This is a genomic window from Ferrovibrio sp. GW821-FHT12E11, from assembly GCF_058806975.1.
The window spans coordinates 2,680,884-2,698,636 of sequence record NZ_JBXAQG010000001.1; the positions used below are offsets into that span (position 1 = coordinate 2,680,884).

General features: G+C 67.0%; 14 protein-coding genes. 7 read left to right on the forward strand and 7 right to left on the reverse strand.

Annotated elements, in window-relative coordinates; all coding sequences use genetic code 11:
• Positions 1–57: 57 nt before the first annotated feature.
• From rpsA to AC1ROT_RS13410, 3 genes are all read left to right on the forward strand, one after another.
• Positions 58–1,785 carry a 30S ribosomal protein S1 gene (gene rpsA / locus AC1ROT_RS13400; RefSeq protein ID WP_492972191.1) on the forward strand — a complete coding sequence of 576 codons (1,728 nt, stop codon included), beginning with the start codon at positions 58–60 and terminating at the stop codon, positions 1,783–1,785.
• A gap of 141 nt (positions 1,786–1,926) precedes the next feature.
• Entirely contained in the window at positions 1,927–2,634 is a 708-nt protein-coding gene (locus AC1ROT_RS13405) for a hypothetical protein (RefSeq protein WP_492999556.1), read from the forward strand.
• Between the two features lie 11 nt (positions 2,635–2,645).
• Entirely contained in the window at positions 2,646–4,709 is a 2,064-nt protein-coding gene (locus AC1ROT_RS13410) for an adenylate/guanylate cyclase domain-containing protein (protein ID WP_492999558.1), read from the forward strand.
• 13 nt (positions 4,710–4,722) lie between these two features.
• On the opposite strand, the gene AC1ROT_RS13415 is transcribed toward AC1ROT_RS13410, so the two are convergent.
• From AC1ROT_RS13415 to AC1ROT_RS13425, 3 genes are all read right to left on the reverse strand, one after another.
• Complete coding sequence (locus tag AC1ROT_RS13415) at positions 4,723–7,857, reverse strand: CHAT domain-containing protein (RefSeq protein ID WP_492999559.1); 3,135 nt, start codon at positions 7,855–7,857, stop codon at positions 4,723–4,725.
• Between the two features lie 57 nt (positions 7,858–7,914).
• Positions 7,915–9,399: a hypothetical protein gene (locus AC1ROT_RS13420; protein ID WP_492999560.1), complete on the reverse strand. Its 1,485-nt coding sequence runs from the start codon at positions 9,397–9,399 to the stop codon at positions 7,915–7,917.
• Positions 9,400–9,601: 202 nt separating this feature from the next.
• Complete coding sequence (locus AC1ROT_RS13425) at positions 9,602–10,117, reverse strand: RNA methyltransferase (protein ID WP_492999562.1); 516 nt, start codon at positions 10,115–10,117, stop codon at positions 9,602–9,604.
• 75 nt (positions 10,118–10,192) lie between these two features.
• Between AC1ROT_RS13425 and AC1ROT_RS13430 the strand changes: the two genes are divergently transcribed.
• Both AC1ROT_RS13430 and AC1ROT_RS13435 read left to right on the forward strand, forming a co-directional pair.
• Positions 10,193–11,227: an asparaginase gene (locus AC1ROT_RS13430; RefSeq protein ID WP_492999563.1), complete on the forward strand. Its 1,035-nt coding sequence runs from the start codon at positions 10,193–10,195 to the stop codon at positions 11,225–11,227.
• A 1-nt stretch (position 11,228) separates the two neighbouring features.
• Positions 11,229–11,681: a GNAT family N-acetyltransferase gene (locus AC1ROT_RS13435; RefSeq protein ID WP_492999565.1), complete on the forward strand. Its 453-nt coding sequence runs from the start codon at positions 11,229–11,231 to the stop codon at positions 11,679–11,681.
• Here the strand turns inward: AC1ROT_RS13435 and AC1ROT_RS13440 are convergent.
• From AC1ROT_RS13440 to AC1ROT_RS13455, 4 genes are all read right to left on the reverse strand, one after another.
• Complete coding sequence (locus tag AC1ROT_RS13440) at positions 11,678–12,511, reverse strand: hypothetical protein (protein ID WP_492999567.1); 834 nt, start codon at positions 12,509–12,511, stop codon at positions 11,678–11,680. The genes AC1ROT_RS13435 and AC1ROT_RS13440 overlap by 4 nt on opposite strands.
• A complete protein-coding gene (locus AC1ROT_RS13445; protein ID WP_492972182.1) occupies positions 12,508–12,939 on the reverse strand; it encodes a hypothetical protein in 432 nt (143 codons plus the stop codon). The genes AC1ROT_RS13440 and AC1ROT_RS13445 overlap by 4 nt, the downstream gene beginning before the upstream one ends.
• Positions 12,936–14,081, reverse strand: coding sequence for a CobW family GTP-binding protein (locus AC1ROT_RS13450; RefSeq protein ID WP_492999570.1), 1,146 nt, complete (start codon positions 14,079–14,081; stop codon positions 12,936–12,938). The genes AC1ROT_RS13445 and AC1ROT_RS13450 overlap by 4 nt, the downstream gene beginning before the upstream one ends.
• Positions 14,082–14,144: 63 nt before the next feature.
• Positions 14,145–15,434 carry a nucleotide sugar dehydrogenase gene (locus tag AC1ROT_RS13455; protein WP_492999571.1) on the reverse strand — a complete coding sequence of 430 codons (1,290 nt, stop codon included), beginning with the start codon at positions 15,432–15,434 and terminating at the stop codon, positions 14,145–14,147.
• A 141-nt stretch (positions 15,435–15,575) separates the two neighbouring features.
• On the opposite strand from AC1ROT_RS13455, the gene AC1ROT_RS13460 reads away from it, so the two are divergent.
• Positions 15,576–16,730 (forward strand): glycosyltransferase family 4 protein, encoded by a 1,155-nt coding sequence (locus tag AC1ROT_RS13460; RefSeq protein WP_492999572.1) that lies wholly within the window; start codon positions 15,576–15,578, stop codon positions 16,728–16,730.
• Positions 16,727–17,746, forward strand: coding sequence for an MraY family glycosyltransferase (locus AC1ROT_RS13465; RefSeq protein ID WP_492999573.1), 1,020 nt, complete (start codon positions 16,727–16,729; stop codon positions 17,744–17,746). The genes AC1ROT_RS13460 and AC1ROT_RS13465 overlap by 4 nt, the downstream gene beginning before the upstream one ends.
• The last annotated feature ends 7 nt before the right edge of the window (positions 17,747–17,753 follow it).

A 17,753-nucleotide genomic window follows, 5' to 3' on the forward strand; every position in this document is an offset into this window, starting at 1 on the left:
ACGGATGCTTCTGAGTATCCGGCAGGCCACCAACCCCCGGGGTCCCTAGGAGACATAATGGCCAAGCGTCCTGCCGTTAAGGCTGCGGAAACGTATTCCGCGGACAACGAGAATTTTGCCGATCTGCTCGAAGAGTCCTTCACCTCGTCTTCCGCCATGGAAGGCTCGGTGGTCAAGGGCATCATCGTCGCCATTGAAAACGACTTTGCGCTGATCGATGTCGGTCTGAAGTGCGAAGGCCGCGTTCCGGTCAAGGAATTTGCCGGCCCGGGCCGCGCCGCCGAAGTGAAGATCGGCGATGTCGTCGAGGTCTTCCTCGACCGTATCGAAAATGCCATGGGCGAAGCGGTCATCAGCCGCGACAAGGCCCGCCGTGAAGAAGCCTGGGAAAAGCTGGAGCAGAGCTTCAACGCCAACCAGCGCGTCGAAGGCGTCATCTTCGGCAAGGTCAAGGGCGGCTTCACCGTCGACCTGTCGGGTGCCGTCGCCTTCCTGCCGGGCAGCCAGGTCGATGTGCGCCCGGTGCGCGACATCGGTCCGCTCATGGGCCAGCCGACCCCGTTCCAGATCCTCAAGATGGATCGTCGCCGCGGCAACATCGTTGTCTCGCGTCGTGCCGTGCTCGAAGAGAGCCGCGCCGAAGCCCGCAGCGAACTGGTGTCCAACCTCAAGGAAGGCCAGATCCTCGACGGCGTGGTCAAGAACATCACCGATTACGGTGCGTTCGTTGATCTCGGCGGCGTCGACGGCCTGCTGCATGTCACCGACATCGCCTGGCGTCGCGTGAACCATCCCTCCGAAGTGCTGTCGATCGGCCAGACCGTGAAGGTCCAGGTCATTCGCGTGAACCCGGAAACCCAGCGCATCAGCCTCGGCATGAAGCAGCTGGAAGCCGATCCGTGGGAGGGCGTGAAGTCCAAGTACCCGGTCACCGCCCGCTTCATGGGTCGCGTCACCAACATCACCGACTACGGCGCCTTCGTGGAACTGGAGCCGGGTGTGGAAGGCCTCGTCCACGTCTCCGAGATGAGCTGGACCAAGAAGAATGTCCATCCGGGCAAGATCGTTTCGACCTCGCAGGAAGTCGAAGTGATGGTGCTCGAGGTCGATCCGGCCAAGCGCCGCATCAGCCTGGGCCTGAAGCAGTGCATGTCCAATCCGTGGGATGCCTTCGCCGAGAAGCATCCGATCGGTTCGAACATCGAAGGCGAGATCAAGAACATCACCGAGTTCGGTCTGTTCATCGGTCTCGACGGCGGCGTGGACGGCATGGTCCATCTGTCGGATCTCGACTGGAACAAGCCGGGCGAGCAGGCCATCACCGAGTACACCAAGGGCCAGGTCGTGCAGGCGCAGGTTCTCGACATCGACGTCGAGAAGGAGCGCATCAGCCTCGGCATCAAGCAGCTGGGCAACGATCCGTTCCAGTCGCTGGGCGACCTCAAGAAGGGCAGCGTTGTCACCTGCACGGTGGCCGCGGTCGATCCCAAGGGTCTCTCGGTCAGCGTCGGCGACGGTGTGCAGGGCTATATCCGCCGCACCGAGCTGAGCCGCGATCGCGACGAACAGCGCCCCGACCGTTTCTCGGTCGGCGACAAGCTGGACGCCAAGATCGTGACCATCGACGGCAAGGCCCGCAAGCTGACCCTGTCGGTGAAGGCCCGCGAGATGGAAGAAGACCGCAAGGCAATGGAACAGTTCGGTTCCACGGACTCCGGTGCGTCGCTCGGCGACATCCTGGGCGCCGCCATGCGCAAGAAGAAGGACGACGAGGCCGGCCAGTAAGCCGCAGCCCCGAAAGCCACAGCGTTTTCTACTGAAACGCGAAACCCCGGCAGAGCAATCTGCCGGGGTTTTTGTTTGTGCCGGGCGCCGGCGTTTCTGGTATGATCCGGGCCGGCGGGTAGGGCCGGGGGAAGCATTCAGATGGTCCAGTCTTTCAGGACGACAGTAATCGGAACAGCAATCATCGCGGCGGCGCTGGCTGTGCTGGCGACGGGCGGTGCCTGGGCGCAGGCGAAAAAGCCGGCGGCGGCCATTGTCGAGGATCTGTCGGCCCGGGTTGCCGGCGTCGAGGCTTTCGATTTCCTCAGTCCGGGTCAGAGCATCCGTCTGCCGGCGGGCGCCACCCTGGTGCTCGGCTATCTCGAATCCTGCACCCGTGAAACCATCGTCACCAGCCAGGGCGGCAGCACCGGCACGGTCGTGATCGGCGAAGCCGGCTCCACCGTCACCGGCGCGAAGCTGCAGACCGAACAGCTCAAATGCGCGGGCGGCATGCAGCTCGGCCAGAGCCAGGCGGGCAAGAGCGGCGCCATGGTCTTCCGCGGCCAGCCGGGCAGCGGCAAGAAGAAGTCGGGGATGCCCGAAGCTGCTGTGACGGTGAGCTACACCGCGCCGGCCTTCACCATCGAGCGACCGGGCCAGCTGATTATCGAGCGGCTGGATATCATCGAGACCGTGCAGATGTTCCAGGTCGGCGGCAAACTGTTCGACTACGGCAAGACCGGCAAGACGCTGGATGCCGGCGGCCTATATCGCGTCGAGCTGAACGGCCGCTCGACCGTGTTCCAGATCACCATGGATGCGGCCGAAGGCGCCGGTCCGCTGTTGCTGCGCCTGGTCCGCTTCTAGGCGCTTTATCCATGCGGCTGCGCGATCTGGCGGTCATCGCCGGGCTGGCCCTGGCGACGGCGGGGCTGGCGCTCGGCCCGCCTGGCGATCCGCTGCGTGGTCTTTCTCTCGATCTGCTGTTCCCGCTGCGCCACGCGCTCTTCGGTCCGCAGGCCACGCCGGCACAGAGCCATGTCGTCGTTGTCGCTATCGACGAGGAAACCTATCGCCGTCCGCCCTTTGCCGATACGCCGCAGGCCGCCTGGCCGCCGCTGCTGGCGCCGGCGCTGAACAACGTGGCGGCCGAAGCAAAAGCCATCGGTTTCGATATCGTCTGGTCCACGTCGCTGGAGAGTTTCCAGCGCGGCTTCGAGCGCGACTTCCTGATCAGCTTGCGTAACGCCGCGCGCAGCGGCCGGCTGGTGCTGGGCAAGGTGCAGCATTCCGAACAGCCGATCCTGCCCCATGGCGGCCAGCAGGTGGCGGTTGGCGGCGGCGGCAATATCCGTGCGCTCAACGTCACCGAAGATTCCGATGGCATCATCCGCCGCCTGCCGCTGCACTTCACCATTGCCGGCGGCACCGAGCCGGGCTTTGCCATGGAGCTGGCGCAGCGCAGCGGGCTGGCGCGCGAGGCAGCGGCGATCCGCACCGATGCGGCCGGCAATCTCGGCCTCAACTTCAACACCGGCGCTGGCGATATTCCGACCTATTCGCTGGCCGATCTTTACGCCTGTGCTCAGGCTGGCAGGCCTGACTATTTCCGCCAGCAGTTCGCCGGCAAGACCGTGCTGTTCGCCACCGTGCTGGATGTGGAAGACCGCCGCCTGACGTCCAAGCGTCTGGCCACCGCGCCCGATGGCGCCAATGCGCCGCCGCGGTGTGTCCATCCGGTGATGCCGCTGCATGGCGCCTTCACGCGCGACAGCCTGCCCGGCGTCTATATCCATGCCGCCGGCATCAACAACCTGCTGGACGGCACCGAACTGCGCGACGGGTCGCCGGCCGCGGTGTTTGCTGCGACGCTGGTGATCACGCTGGCGGCCGGTCTGCTGGTCTTCCGCCTGCCGCTGCTGCTCGGTATCGGCCTGGTGGCTGTGCTTGGCCTGGCCCTGCCGGTGAGCGCGGCAGCGTTGCTGCAGCAGGCGCTGGTGCTGCCCTGGCTGAACATGGCCGCGGCGCTGCTGCTGACGCTTGGCATGGTGATCGCGTTCCGCTTCATGGTCAGCGACCGCGACAAGCGCCAGCTGGCCCGCGTCTTCTCGCTCTACCTGCCGCCGGCGCTGGTGCAGAAGATGCTGGCCAGCGGCAACCTGCCGGCGCTCGGCGGCGAGGAACGCGCGGTCACCGTGCTGTTTTCCGACATCGCCGGCTTCACCGCGATTTCGGAGGCCTGCGATGCGACCACGCTGGTGCAGGGCCTGAACACCTATTTTTCGGCGATGACCGCGATCATCGAGGACCATGGCGGCTTCGTCGACAAATATATCGGCGATGCCATCGTCGCCGTCTTCGGCGCGCCGCTGGACGATGGCGGCCACGCCACCCATGCGGTACGCGCGGCTCTGCAGATGCAGCAGGCGCTGCAGCGCGAGCCCGAGCGCTTCGCCATCGCCGGCCAGCCGCTGCGCACGCGGATCGGCCTCAACACCGGCGTGGTCCTGATCGGCAATATCGGCTCGCCGCGGCGCTTCAACTACACGGCCATGGGCGATGCAGTGAATCTGGCAGCGCGGCTGGAAGGCGCCAACAAGGCCTACGGCACCCGCATCCTCACCAGCGCGGCCACCATTGAGGCCGCCGGGCCCGGCATTCTGGCGCGGCCGGTGGATGTTGTGCGCGTGGTCGGCCGCCGCCAGCCGGTGCCGCTGTTCGAACCGCTGGCGCGCAGCCATCGCGCCACGCCGGCGCAGCAGCAGCAGGCTGAGGTGTTTTCTGCGGTGCAGGCGGCGCTGGCGCGCAATGCCATGGCCGAGGCGCGCGCGCTGCTCGACGCCTTGCCCGAGGATGCCGCGGCGGAGAAGCTGCGGCGGCGCATCGATGCCCTGCCGGCTGGTGCGGCCTGGCCGGCCGTCACCGATCTCAGCGAGAAGTAATCAGCCGCCCCGATCAGCCGCCATCGCCCATCAGGCTGTAGGGCGCCCAGAAGATCGGGTGGCCGTAGCTGAACAGCGTCTTGCCGTCTTCCTGGTAGCCCGGGCCGTCGAGCAGCGCCACCATGGCCTGACGCAGGGCTTCGGCGCGGCTGAGCCTCGCGTCGCTGGCCTGGCGGCGGAACAGGTCGGTGACCAGATCGCGCGCCGAGGCCGAATGCACCGACCAGTTGGTGAGCAGCAGCGCCCGCGTGCCGGCATAGAAGAAGGCGCGGCCGAGGCCGGATGCGGCTTCGGCGCCGGCGCCCGCACCGGTGCCGGTGTTGCAGGCCGACAGGATCACCCAGTCGGCATCCAGCTTCAGGCCGAGGATTTCATCCATGGTCAGCAGCCCGTCGCCATCGACATCGGCCACCAGCGGCGCGCTCAGCGCCAGCGCCGGCTGCGTCAGGCCGTTCAACTCGCCCGGTACCAGGCCATGGGTGGCGAAGGCCACAACCTTGTAACCATCGAGTTTGCTTTGCTTGACGATCTTCTCGTTGGCATGCTTGCCCAGATACAGCGACTTCGCTGCATCGGCCTGCATGGCGGCGGCGACCGAGCGCAGTTCGTCGGCGGTATCGGGCAGGCGCGGCAGCTGCGCCAGTTCGGCGCTGTCGATGCCGGTGGTCTGCGGCGCGTTGCGGCGGTTCAGCTTGGCGCCGCGCACCGCCACCGGATCGGCCGAGGCAATGCGCACCGGTGTTTCGCTGGCGGCTTCGGCCGCCTGTTCCTTGCTGAAGAAGGGATCACCGAAGCCGATCAGCGGCGCCCGGCTGGCGCTGCCGGCCGGCAGGCTGCGCAGGGTCTTCAGCGCCGCGGTGGAGGGCAGCTGCGTCACCGCATGGGTGCGCGCCAGCCAGGGCACGGCCTTGTAGCCCTCGAACAGCGGGGCTGCCTTCGCATCTGCGGTGGCGGGTGCGGTGGGCAGCAGCGACAGCGGCAGCAGGCCGAGCGCGCCGTTGCTGACCACATACAGGCTTTTCGCCGGCTTCCATCCGGCTTCCACTGGCTGCAGCAGGGTTTCGTACAGCTGATAGGCCAGCTTGAGGTCATAGGCCGGGATGTCGCCCAGCGTCTGGGCCTGCGGATCGAGCGCGCGGCGCAAGGCATTCACCGATTTCTCGATGGCGGCGGCGCCAACCGGGCGGGTGGCGAAGCTGACCGGGCCGTCCTTTGGCACCACCCAGACAAAGCTGTTCTCCGGCGCCAGATAGAAGGACAGCAGCGCCTCGTCGGGCCGCAGGCTGGCGCGCACGTCATCAGCGGATGGGGCGCGCGGATCGATCAGGCTGGCATAATCGGGGAAGCGCTTCTCGATGTCCTGCCGGGTCTTGGCGCGCGCATCGCGCAGCTTGTCGACCTGGGTCCGCAGCGTCGTGATCGTCTTGTCGTCGCGTTGGCCCGGCGGCAGCGCCAGCAGGTTGCTTAAGAGTCCGAACTGGGCGGCGATCTGCTTCTGCTCATCCTGCTCCTGGCGGATCAGCGTCGCCAGCGCCGGGTCGCGCACGCTGGCGCGCGCCGCCGAGGCCGAGAGCGCGCGCTGCACGCTGCGGCCGCGCGCCGCATCAGCGAGGCGGAAGCTTTCGGTGCCGGCATCCAGCCCGCTTGCTGCCGGCGTGCCCTGCACCTTGGCCAGCAGCACGATGTAGCTCTCGACAATGGTCTGGATGTAGAAGTCGCGCGAGGCCGAGGTGGTTTCTTCCGTATCGGCCTGGCGCGAGGCCGACAGGATCACCGGCAGGGCGGCGCGGAAGGCGGCGACGGCCTCGGCATCCTGCCCGGCGGCGGCCAGCGCCACGCCATGCAGGCCGCGCGCCAGCGCCGTATCGGCATGGCGCTCGCCCACGCGTTCGACGCTGGCCTGTAGCATGCGGCCGGCGACGTCGCGGGCCGCATCGTTGCGTCCGGTGCGGGCCAGCGCCAGCACGCGGCCATTGGCGAAGCGACCGCCAATCCGGCCGCCCTCCGCCCGCTGGTTGGCGCTCATCGCTTCTTCATACAGCGCGGCGGCCTCGGCCCAGCGTCGCTGCAGCAGGATCACATTGGCCAGCGCGCGCTTGGCATTGCTCACTTGCGGCGCGGTTTCGTCCATGCCGATCTCGCGCAGGATGTCGAGCGCGGTGCGCGACAGCTTCTCGGCTTCGGTGTAACGGCCCTGTTCCACCAGCACTCCCGACAGCGCGGCGGTCGCCTGTGCCGTCGGGCCGAAATATTTGCCGCTGCGCCGCAGGATGCTCAGCAGCGCCTGCCGCACATCCACTTCGGCTTCGACAATGCGGCCCTGCGCCAGTTTCGTCTCGCCCAGTCGTGCCAGATTCAGGTCGTTGCCATTTTCCATGCCGCCGGCCGGCGGCCGGTCGGGCCAGTTCTTCGATTTCTCGATGGCGTCGCGCACATTGGCGATACCGGCGACGAACTGGCGCTCGGCCTCGTCGTGGCGACCGCGGGCGGCGGCGATCTGCGCTTTCGACAGGTCGATCTCGGACTGCCAGCTCGGCAGGACCATGAAGATGCTGGTGTTGCGGGTGTTATTGGCGAGTTCGCGATAGATGCCTTCCGCATAGCCGACATACTGCTCGGCGAGATCGAGCCGGCCCAGATCGATGGCGGCCTGACCGGCCTGGCGATAGGCATTCATGGCGCGCCCGCGGCTGCGCGACTTGTTGGCGGTTTCGGCCAATTGGACCGAGAGGGCATGCGAGCCCTGCAGGTCGCCGGTATGGCGTTTGAGCGAAGCGACGAGCTGGAGGATGCGGTAGCTGTCGTCGCCGACTTCGTCGGCCAGCTTTGCGGCCAGCTCGGCATCGACCAATGCGGCATCGGAGCGCGCCAGCAGGGTGCGCGCCTGGGCGCGATCGTAAAGGAAGCGGCTGCGCTGGCGGGCGTCGAGCCCGGCGGGTTCGGCCGCATCGGCCTGCGCGATCAGCTGCGCGCGCTTGGCCGGATCGGGTTTTTCCTGGTCGAGGATGGCGACGATATCGGCGATGCTGCGCGGCGGCGCCGCCAGCATGGCAGCAGGCTGCGCAGCCGGCGCCTGGGCATGAACCGGATCAGGGCTGGCGACAAAGGCCAGCGACAGCAGCAGGCCGGCAGCAAGACGATTACGCATGAGAATACCCCACCCCTAGGTGTGGCAGTCTAGCGCGCTGGCGGCAGGGTGGAAAGCTCAGACCTTGGCGCCGGCGAAGGGGTCGAAATACAGCGCCACCTTCTTGGCCATCTGCTTGTCGTGGCATTGGTACTTCATCGCCACGAAGCCATCGTCCGTATAGCGCACAACATCACCTTCGGCGTCGAAGGTGATCTGCAATTTCGGGTTCTTGATCTTCACCGTCAGTTTCAGCAATTCGCCTTCCAGGAAGGTGCCGGTGATCGGCCCGAACAGCAGGCCGCGCACACTCCAGTTCTTCAGCGGGATGCGGTTGCCTTCCAGCACCACATGGTCTTCCGGCCCGCAGAGGTTGCGGGTGGCCCGGCGCTGGTCCTGGCCGATGCGCTGGATCAGCGGATCGAGGATGCCGAGGAAGGCTTCGCGGCGGTGGTCCGACAGGCCGACGCTGATCAGCTTCTTGCGCAGCTCCTGGGCGATCTCGACCTTTTCCTCGGTCGAGTAGGCGGAGTCGATGAACTCCTTTTCCAAGTCGCGATGCTCGAACAGGTAGGAGATGTATTTGAGCAGGATTTCCTTCGGGCCGTCGCCGATGCTTTCCTCGAACAGCTTCAGGCCCTGCATCAGCTTCGGTGCCGAGTAATGGCCGGGGATCAGGCGCGCCAGCTTCTCGGCCGTCACCAGCCGCACCATGCGCTTCTCGAACAGGTCGGCGGCGCCCAGCTCGGTGGCGAATTCGCGGTCCCGGGTCAGCAGCGCATAGACTTCGCGGGTGGCGGCGAATTCCTCGGCCGGCTCGTCCGACAGCAGCGCCACCGAGGACTGCAGCAAACGCCGCACCAGCTGGATCACCGCATCGCGCAGCGCCGGCATCTTGTGCTTGGTGCCGATGTCATGCAGCCGCTGGGCAAACCCGGTTTCGTAGGCATGGTCGTCGATGGCGTAGCGGCCATCCAGCAGCGACAGCAGCTGGATGATGCGCACGCGGGCATCGCGGAACTTGCCCAGCAAGTCGGGTATCGCGGTCTTGCCCTGCAGGATTTCCGCCAGCGCCTCATCCAGGATGGCGACGGCGGCCGGGTCGATGCCGGGCTCAAACAGGGCCAGGCAGCGCTCGGCCTTCTCGGTCCAGTTCTTGCTCAGGTTCAGGTGATGCGCCAGGCCGCAAAAGGCGATGCGCTGGCCGTAGAGCGGATCGGATCCGGCCAGCTGCGTCAGCAGCCGGTGCGTCAGCGGCGTCGCCGCCGGCAGGCGCTTCTCGAAGGCTTCCACCTGGGTGATGGCGGCGACGGTGATGGCGTAGAGCTTTTTCACCTTGTCGCGCATGGCGGTGTTGGTCGCCTGGGCCTGGGCCACGGCGGCCTTCTGCACCAGGGCGGCGCACAGGTTCTCGGCGCCGTTCAGCAGCTTGGCATGGCCGCTGTGATGCAGCAGCTCGATCGGCGTGAGGATGTTTTCGTCCAGATAGTCGCGGCAGACGCGGCCGATCATGATGCGGGCGCGCCGTTCGGACAGCGAATGGGCGTCCTGACACAGGACCACCCCGCTGCCAACCTCTGTCACCCCCGATGGCGCGTTCACTGTCTTGCCGACCTTTTGCTGCGTGCCACGACCCCTTGCAACTATGACAGGCCCGGGATCAAAAGCAAACGCGCAGGTCTTTGATTCTATTAGAAATCGGGTGCGATCCGAGTCGCGTAAACCGCAGATTGCCCCAGCCTGCGGTCGATATCGCCCCGACAGGTTATCGCTTGGGGTGCCGGCCGCCGGGATTGCCCAGCGGTTGTGCAACAGCCAGCGGCGACAGCGGCCGTTCGGCGAACCGTCCCAGGTTGATGAGGCGGTCATACATGACGATGGCCCCCGCCACGCCGACATTGACGCAGAAGCTGGTCGGGATCTTGATCACATGGTCGCAGCGCGCCACCAGTTCCGGGCTCAGCGAGCCCATTTCCGGGCCCAGCACATAGGCGGCCCGCAGGGGGTGGCGGAAGCTCGGCAGCTCGATGGCCTCGTCCAGCAGTTCGATTCCCACCAGTTTGCAGCCGGTCGGCAGCGTCAGGTCGGCGGCGCTGTCATAGGTGTACCAGGGCAGATTATGCGGCGTCTTGCTGGTATCTGACCGGGCGGCATTCACCGAATAGGTGGCGGCGATGGTGAAGACGAAGCTGCCGCCGAAGGCATGCGCCGTGCGGAACAGGTTGCCTGCATTCATCGGCTTGCTCATGCCTTCAACGCCGATTCCGAAAAAGCCGCGCATCCTTAGGTCCCGTTTCTTACCAGTGCAGTGTCTTGCGTGTATAAAGCCACCGGATTCAAGACAGGAGTTCCAGCCATGGGCCAGCCCTTCGCCCCCCTGCCTGCGCCCGGTGCGCGGCCCTTTATCGTTGAAGTGAAGCGCGGCACGCAAGTGGAAAGCCGCCATCCGGTGGTGGCCACCATCGTCGATGCCGCCGGCAAAACGCTGGCCTCCTGGGGCGATCCCCAGGCCATGATCTTCCCGCGCTCCTCGAACAAGGCGATCCAGGCCCTGCCGCTGGTCGAAAGCGGCGCCGCTGACGCCTTTGCGCTCAGCCAGAAGGAACTCGCCATGTCGGGCGCCAGCCATGGCGGCGAGGCCGGCCATACCGAAACCGTGGGCGCCTGGCTCGCCCGCATCGGGCTCAAGCCTGACGATCTGGAATGCGGCGCGCACTGGCCCTATCACGACGAGACCGCGCGCAATATTGCCCGCCGCCAGGAAGCGCCCACGCCGCTGCACAACAACTGCTCGGGCAAGCATGCCGGCATGGTGTCGGTGGCGACGCATCTGCAGGAAGACATCCGCGGCTATGTGAAGCCCGACCATCCGGTGCAGCGCCGCGTCACCGCGGCGATCGAGGATGTCTGCGGCGTGAAGATCGATCCGGCCACCTTCGCGGTCGACGGCTGCTCGATGCCGACCATGGCGATCCCGCTGCATAACCTGGCCTGGGGCTTTGCCCGCTTCGTCACCGGCGTGGGCCTCGCCCCCGAACGCGCCAAAGCAGCAAAACGCATCGCCGCCGCCGTGGCGGCCGAGCCGTTCTACATTGCCGGCACGGGGCGTTTCTGCACCGTCGTGATGCAGGCCGGCAAGGGCCGCTTCATCGCCAAGACCGGCGCCGAGGGCGTGTATACGGCGGCCTCCGCCGAACTGGGTCTGGGCATCGCGCTCAAGGTGCTGGACGGCACGGCGCGGGCGGCACAGACAGCACTCGGCGGCCTGCTGGAGCATCTGAAGCTGTTGGACGAAGCCGGCCGCGAGCAGGTGCGTCCGCTGGTCGAGCAGCCGCTGAACAACTGGCGCGGCATCAATGTCGGCAGCATCGGACTGGCGACCTCGTTCTGACATGACCGTCGCCATCGCTATCGAGAACCCGGATCGGCCCGATACCGTTGCGCTGCTGGGCGCCGCCGATGCCTGGTATGCCACGCTCTATCCGGCCGAGAGCAACCATCTGCTGGATATCGCCACGCTGCAGCAGCCCGGCATCGCCTTCTTCGCCGCGCGCGCCGATGGCATCCTGCTCGGTTGCGGGGCGGTGGCGCTACGCGGCGACTATGCCGAGATCAAGCGCATGTATCTGTCGAAAGTCGCGCGCGGTCGCGGTCTTGGCCGTCGCATCCTCGAGGCGCTGGAAGCCCATGCGATGGCGCAGGGCCTGCGCTGCCTGCGCCTGGAAACCGGTATCCGTCAGTCCGAAGCCATCGGGCTGTATCGCAAGATGGGCTATCGCGAGATTGCGGCATTCGGCGATTACGCGCCAGATCCGCTCAGCCTGTTCATGGAAAAGCTGGTCTAGTCCGCGATCTGCGCCAGGGCTTGGCCCAGCGCATCGTCGGCTGCCGCCGCCTGGCGCACGTCGCGGCCGGCATAGGGCGCCAGCAGCCGCGCCAGTGCCAGCAGCCAGGTCATGCGGCGGCGCAGCTTGCGCAGATGCAGCCGGGCTTCCGGCGTTGCCTGCGCCACCATGGTGGCGGCGAGCGCCGGCAGGCGCGGCGGCGTGGCAGTGTCCTTGCCCGGGCGGTCGTAACGGATCAGGGAATAGAGAAACAGCAGCAGGTCGCGCGCCTGCTTCTCGGCCAGGGTCATGCCGGGAAGGTCGTGGTCTTCCAGGTCGAGCAGGCCGGGGGCATCGCCAGCCCAGCTGAAATTGCGGATCTGCGCACCGCCATGCCACAGGCCGGCCGCATGCAGGCGGCCCAGCAGCGCCGCGGCGCTGCCGATCATCTGCCAGCGCGCCGCCGGGTCATGGGTTTCGTTGAGCTGCGTTTCCAGCGCCGCGCCGGCATCGCTCAGCACCAGCCACTGGCCGGTGCAGGCCAGCACGGCCGGCACCGGGAAACCGGCGGCGTCCAGGGCGCGGATCGCTGCGGCCTCGGCGGCCAGACCCAGTGCGCCGCTGCGGTTCTTCGCCGGCCGCAGGATCGGCAGGGCGAAGACGGCGGCGATGGTCTTCTGCAACAGCACCGACGAGCGCAGGCGCGGCGTGCCGGCGGTCTTCACCCAGAGTTTGCGGCCGCCATAGGAGACGGAAAAGACGCGGGTCCGCGCCGTGGCGCGCAAGGACCGGATCAGGTCGTGCAGGTCGGGATCGGCGGCCAGGTCGGAACCTGGCGGTTGGCTGTTCATCCGCGCGGCCTCAGGCGGCCGTCGCGGCCATAGCCGACCGACTGGCGCTGCTGGATGCGCAGCGTGTTGCGCAGCATGTCCAGCATGGCGGCGGCATGCAGCTGCTCGCGGGCGATCAGCTGGGCATTGTCCTGCAGCGCCTGTTCGCATTCGGCCGCCACATGGCGCCAGCGTTCGCGCATCTGCATGGTGGCCTGTTGGCGCTGCGGCTCCAGCACGCCCATGCCCTCGCGCAGGGCATGGTGGTATTCCTCCTTGCGTGCCGTCAGCGCCTCGAACTGGCTGCGATGGCCGTCCTTCAGCGCCTTGGTCTCGGCCCGCACCACCTTGCCGAAGGTTTCGGCCAGCGCGATCAGCTCCGTCACGTTGCCGGGCGGCGCCGGCGGCGGGAAGCTCGGAATCTCGACTGGGGCGGGCGTTTCACTCATGCGGGGGCGGCGATATCCGTGGGCGAGGGCTCGGCCTGCTGCAGCGCCACCAGGGTCTGCTCGATCACCTCGCGGCCGAGGTCGCGGGTGATGAAGACGATGCGGCTGCGCCGGTCGGCATCGGGCCAGGCCGGAATGGTGGCGGGCGGATGGAACAGGTGCTGCACGCCATGGATCACCACCGGACGGTCGACGCCGGTGACATTGACCAGGCCTTTGACGCGCAGCAGGTTGTCGCCGCGATAGGCGGCCAGCAGGTCGAGCCAGGTGGCCAGCGTGTTCCATTCGAAGGGCTGATCGAAGGTCAGGCAGAAGGACTGGATCGTGGCGTCATGGCGGTTGACGTCGAGCTTGCCGTCCGGCGTCTCGAAATGCTGGTGCCCGTGATCATGGCCATGATCGTGATGATGATGGTCATGGTCGTGATGATCGTGGTCATGATGATGGTCGTGGCCGGCCTCATAGGATTCCGCGCGTAGCCAGTTCTGCACGTCGAAGCTCTTGGTCGAGGGATCGTAGAGCCCGGCATTGAACAGCGGTTTGGGCGCGATGTCGCCGCCGATCGCGGTGAAGACGGCGGCGCCGGGATTGAGATGCTGCAGGCGATGGCGCAGCTTCTGTACGGCTTTTGCGTCGGCCAGGTCGGTCTTGGTCAGCACCAGGCGGTCGGCGACGGCGGCCTGTTTCACGGCTTCAATATGATGGTCCAGGGTGCTGTCGCCGTTCACGGCATCCACCAGCGTCACCACGCTTTCCAGGCGGCAGCGCTCGGCCACCACCGGATCGCTCATCAGGGTATGCAGCACCGGGGCTGGATCGGCCAGGCCGGTGGTCTCGATCACCACGCGCTTGAACGGCTTGACCTCGCCGCTGTCGCGCTTGGCGGTCAGCTCGCGGAAGGTGTTCACCAGGTCGCCGCGCACCGTGCAGCACAGGCAGCCCGAGCTGAGCAGCACGGTGTCTTCCTTGCTGGAGGCGATCAGCGCATGGTCCAGGCCGATCTCGCCGAATTCGTTGACGATCACGGCGGTCTCGCCCATGTCCGGGTGGCGCAGCAGGCGGTTGAGCAGCGTGCTTTTGCCCGCGCCCAGGAAGCCGGTGATGACGGAAACCGGGATGCGGGTGTCGACCTGTTCGGACATGGCGAAAACTCCTGTGGCCGGCTTATTTTGGGCAGGGCGGCGGCCCTGTCCAGTGCCGCGCGATTACAGCGACCAGTATTGCAGGCTGTCGGGCAGGCCGCGGCCGCGCCACAGGCCCTTCAGGTCGGCCAGCAGGCCGCCGGATCTGACCAGGCGGGCGAGCGCCGCCGTGTCGAGCCCGCGATACTGCTCATGCGGCACCGCCACCACCACGGCGTCGAAGCCCGAAAGCTGGTCGAGCCGCGGCGCCAGCATCAGGCCATATTCATGCTGCGCTTCGTTCGGGTCGGCCAGTGGATCGTGCACGGCGACCGAATGGCCATGGCGGCCGAGCGCCGCGATCAGGTCGGCGATCTTGGAATTGCGCAGGTCGGGCACGTCTTCCTTGAAGGTCAGGCCCAGCACCAGGATATTGCTCTTCGGCTGGATGCGCGCGGCGATGCTGTCGGCCACATAGCCGCTCATGCCGTCGTTGATGGCGCGGCCCGACAGGATGATACGGGCGTCATGACCCAGTTCGCCGGCGCGATGCGCCAGGTAATAGGGATCGACGCCGATGCAGTGGCCGCCGACCAGGCCGGGCTGGAATTTCAGGAAATTCCACTTGGTGCCGGCGGCTTCCAGCACGTCATGGGTGGAAATGCCCATCTTGCCGAAGATCATGGCGATCTCGTTGATGAAGGCGATGTTGATGTCGCGCTGGGCATTCTCGATCACCTTGGCGGCTTCCGCCGTCTTGATCGTCGGCGCCAGATGGATGCCGCCCGAAGTGATCCGGCCGTAGACATCGGCAAGCTGCGCCGCCACGGCCGGCGTCTGGCCGGCCACCACCTTGGTGATCTTGTCGACCGTATGCACCTTGTCGCCGGGATTGATGCGCTCGGGCGAATAGCCGAGGAAGAAATCCTTGCCGCAGACGAGGCCCGACAGTTCTTCCAGGATCGGGCCGCAGACCTCTTCGGTAACACCGGGATAGACGGTGCTTTCATAGACGACGACAGCGCCCTTGGCCGGTTTCGTCTTCAGCGCCGTGCCCACCGTGCGCGAGGCCGAGCGCACCGGGCCGAGATCGGGCACGTTCTTGTCGTCCACCGGGGTCGGCACGGTGACGATATAGATGGCATGGCCGGGCAGGTCGGCGGCATCGGCGCTGAGCTTCAGCGTCGAGGCCTTCAGGGCGTCGGCACCGATCTCGTGGGTGCGGTCCTGGCCGCGCCGCAATTCCTCGATCCGGCTGCGGTCGACATCGAAGCCGACCACCGGGAAATGCCTGGCCAGCGCCACCGCCAGCGGCAGACCGACATAGCCGAGGCCGATCACGGCAATGGGGGAAGCGGACGAGGGGGCGGACACGGACTGCCTTGCTCTGGGATACCGGAAATCAGGGGGTAGCCCGGCTGCCCGGCCCTGTCAATAAAGCCACCCGGAAAGCCATGGAAGGATAAGGGGATTTGACCGCTTGACCGCCCCGGTGCCAGCCGGTAGAGCCGGGCCATGGTCCGTTCCTCGCCCCCGCGCCGCCTGCTGATCGTTGTGCAGGAAGCCCTGTTCTTCGCCACCCATCGCCTGCCGGTCGGCCGGGCCATGCGCGATGCCGGCTGGGACGTGCATGTGGCGGCTCCGGCCGATCCGGCGATGACGGCCCGCCTGACCGCCGAGGGCTTCCATATCCATCCGATCCCGCTCGGGCGCGGCGGCACCAACCCGCTGGCCGAACTGCGCCTGCTGCTCGACCTGTTCTGGCTGATGCTGGGGCTGCGGCCGCGCATCGTGCATCTGGTCTCGATCAAGCCGGTGATCTGGGGCGGCATCGCCGCGCGGCTGGTCGGTGTGCCCGCCGTGGTGCATGCCATCACCGGCCTCGGCTTCCTGTTCATCCGCGACGATGGCAGGACGCGACTGATGCGGCGGCTGCTGGAACCGCTCTATCGCTTCGCGCTGCATCATCGTAACAGCCTCGCCATTTTCCAGAACCCCGACGATCTCGCTGTCTTCGAGCAGCATCGCCTGCTGCCCGACAGCCGCTATGTGATGATCCGCGGCTGCGGCGTCGACATGCAGCGTTTCGCGCCGCAGCCCGAACCGCCCGGCGAAACGGTCGTGATGTTCCCCGCGCGGCTGCTGGGCGACAAGGGCCTGCGCGAATTCGTCGCTGCTGCCGAAGCGCTGCGCCAGCCCGGCGTGCGTTTCGTGCTGGTCGGCCGGCCCGATCCGGATAACCCCACCGATGTGGGCGCGGCGCAGCTCCAGGCCTGGATCGACGGCGGCGCGGTCGAATACTGGGGCTTCGCCGAAGACATGCCGGCGATGCTGGCGCGCGCCCATATCATCGTCATGCCGTCTTATCGCGAAGGCCTGCCGCGCGGGCTGATCGAGGCCGCCGCCATCGGCCGCGCCATCGTCACCACCGATGCGCCGGGCTGCCGCGAAGTGGTGCGCCATGAGGAAAACGGCCTGCTGGTGCCGGTGGGCGACGGCCCGGCCACGGCAGCCGCCATCGACCGCCTGCTGCGCGATCCGGCCCTGCGCCAGCGTCTGGCGGCGCGCAGCCGCGCCATCGCGGTGGCGGAATTCTCGGTCGAGCAGTTCGTCGCCGAGAGCCTCGCCGCCTATCGCCATGTGCTGACACAGCAGGGAGAGGCGCTGTGAGCGATGTCGCGCAGGACTGGCTGATCGCCGCCGGTATCGCCGTTGCGAGCGGCCTGTTTGTTTTTATCGCGCTGAAGCCGCTGATCGGCTGGCTGCAGCGCCGCGCGGTCTTCGATATCCCCAACGAACGCTCCAGCCACAGCGAGATCACGCCGCGCGGCGGCGGCGTCGCCGTCACCGCCGGCATCCTGCTCGGCTGCATCGTCTGGTACGGCTACGACCCGGACGACTATTTCCTGCTGGCGCTGCTCGGCATGGCGGCGCTGGCACTGGTCTCCTGGCTCGATGATCGCCGTGGCGGCCTGCCCGTCGGTTTGCGGCTCGGCGTGCAGATGCTGGCCGTCGGCCTGCTGCTGGCGCTGCTGCCGGATTTCGCCAGCATCACGCAAGGGCTGCTGCCGGTTTGGCTCGAACGCATCCTGCTGTTCCTGGCCTGGATCTGGTTCACCAACCTGTTCAACTTCATGGATGGCATCAATGGCATCACCGGTGTCGAGATGGCCACGGTCGGCTGCGGTATTGCGCTGGTCTTCGCCACGCAGCCCTCCGGCATCGTCGATGCAACCGGCCTGATCGTCGCCGCGGCCGCGCTGGGCTTCCTGCCATGGAACTGGGGCCGGGCGAAAGTTTTCCTCGGCGATGTCGGCAGCGTCCCGGTGGGCTACCTGCTCGGCCTGCTGCTGGTGCTGCTCGCCCTCTCGGGCGACTGGGCCGCCGCCCTGATCCTGCCGATGTATTACTGGATGGATGCCACCGTCACCTTGCTGCGCCGGCTGCTGCGGCGCGAAAAGGTCTGGCAGGCCCATCGCAGCCATTTCTACCAGCAGGGCGCGCGCAAGCTCGGCAGTCATGCTGCGGTCGCCACCCGTATCGCCCTGCTGAATACCATCCTCATCCTGCTGGCGCTGCTCAGCACCCTGTCGCTCGGCGCGGCCCTGGCCGCGCTGGCCATCGCACTGGTTCTGACGGCGCTGCTCTGTAGGCATTTCGCCGAACCGGCCCAGCCGCTAGACTGAGACCGAT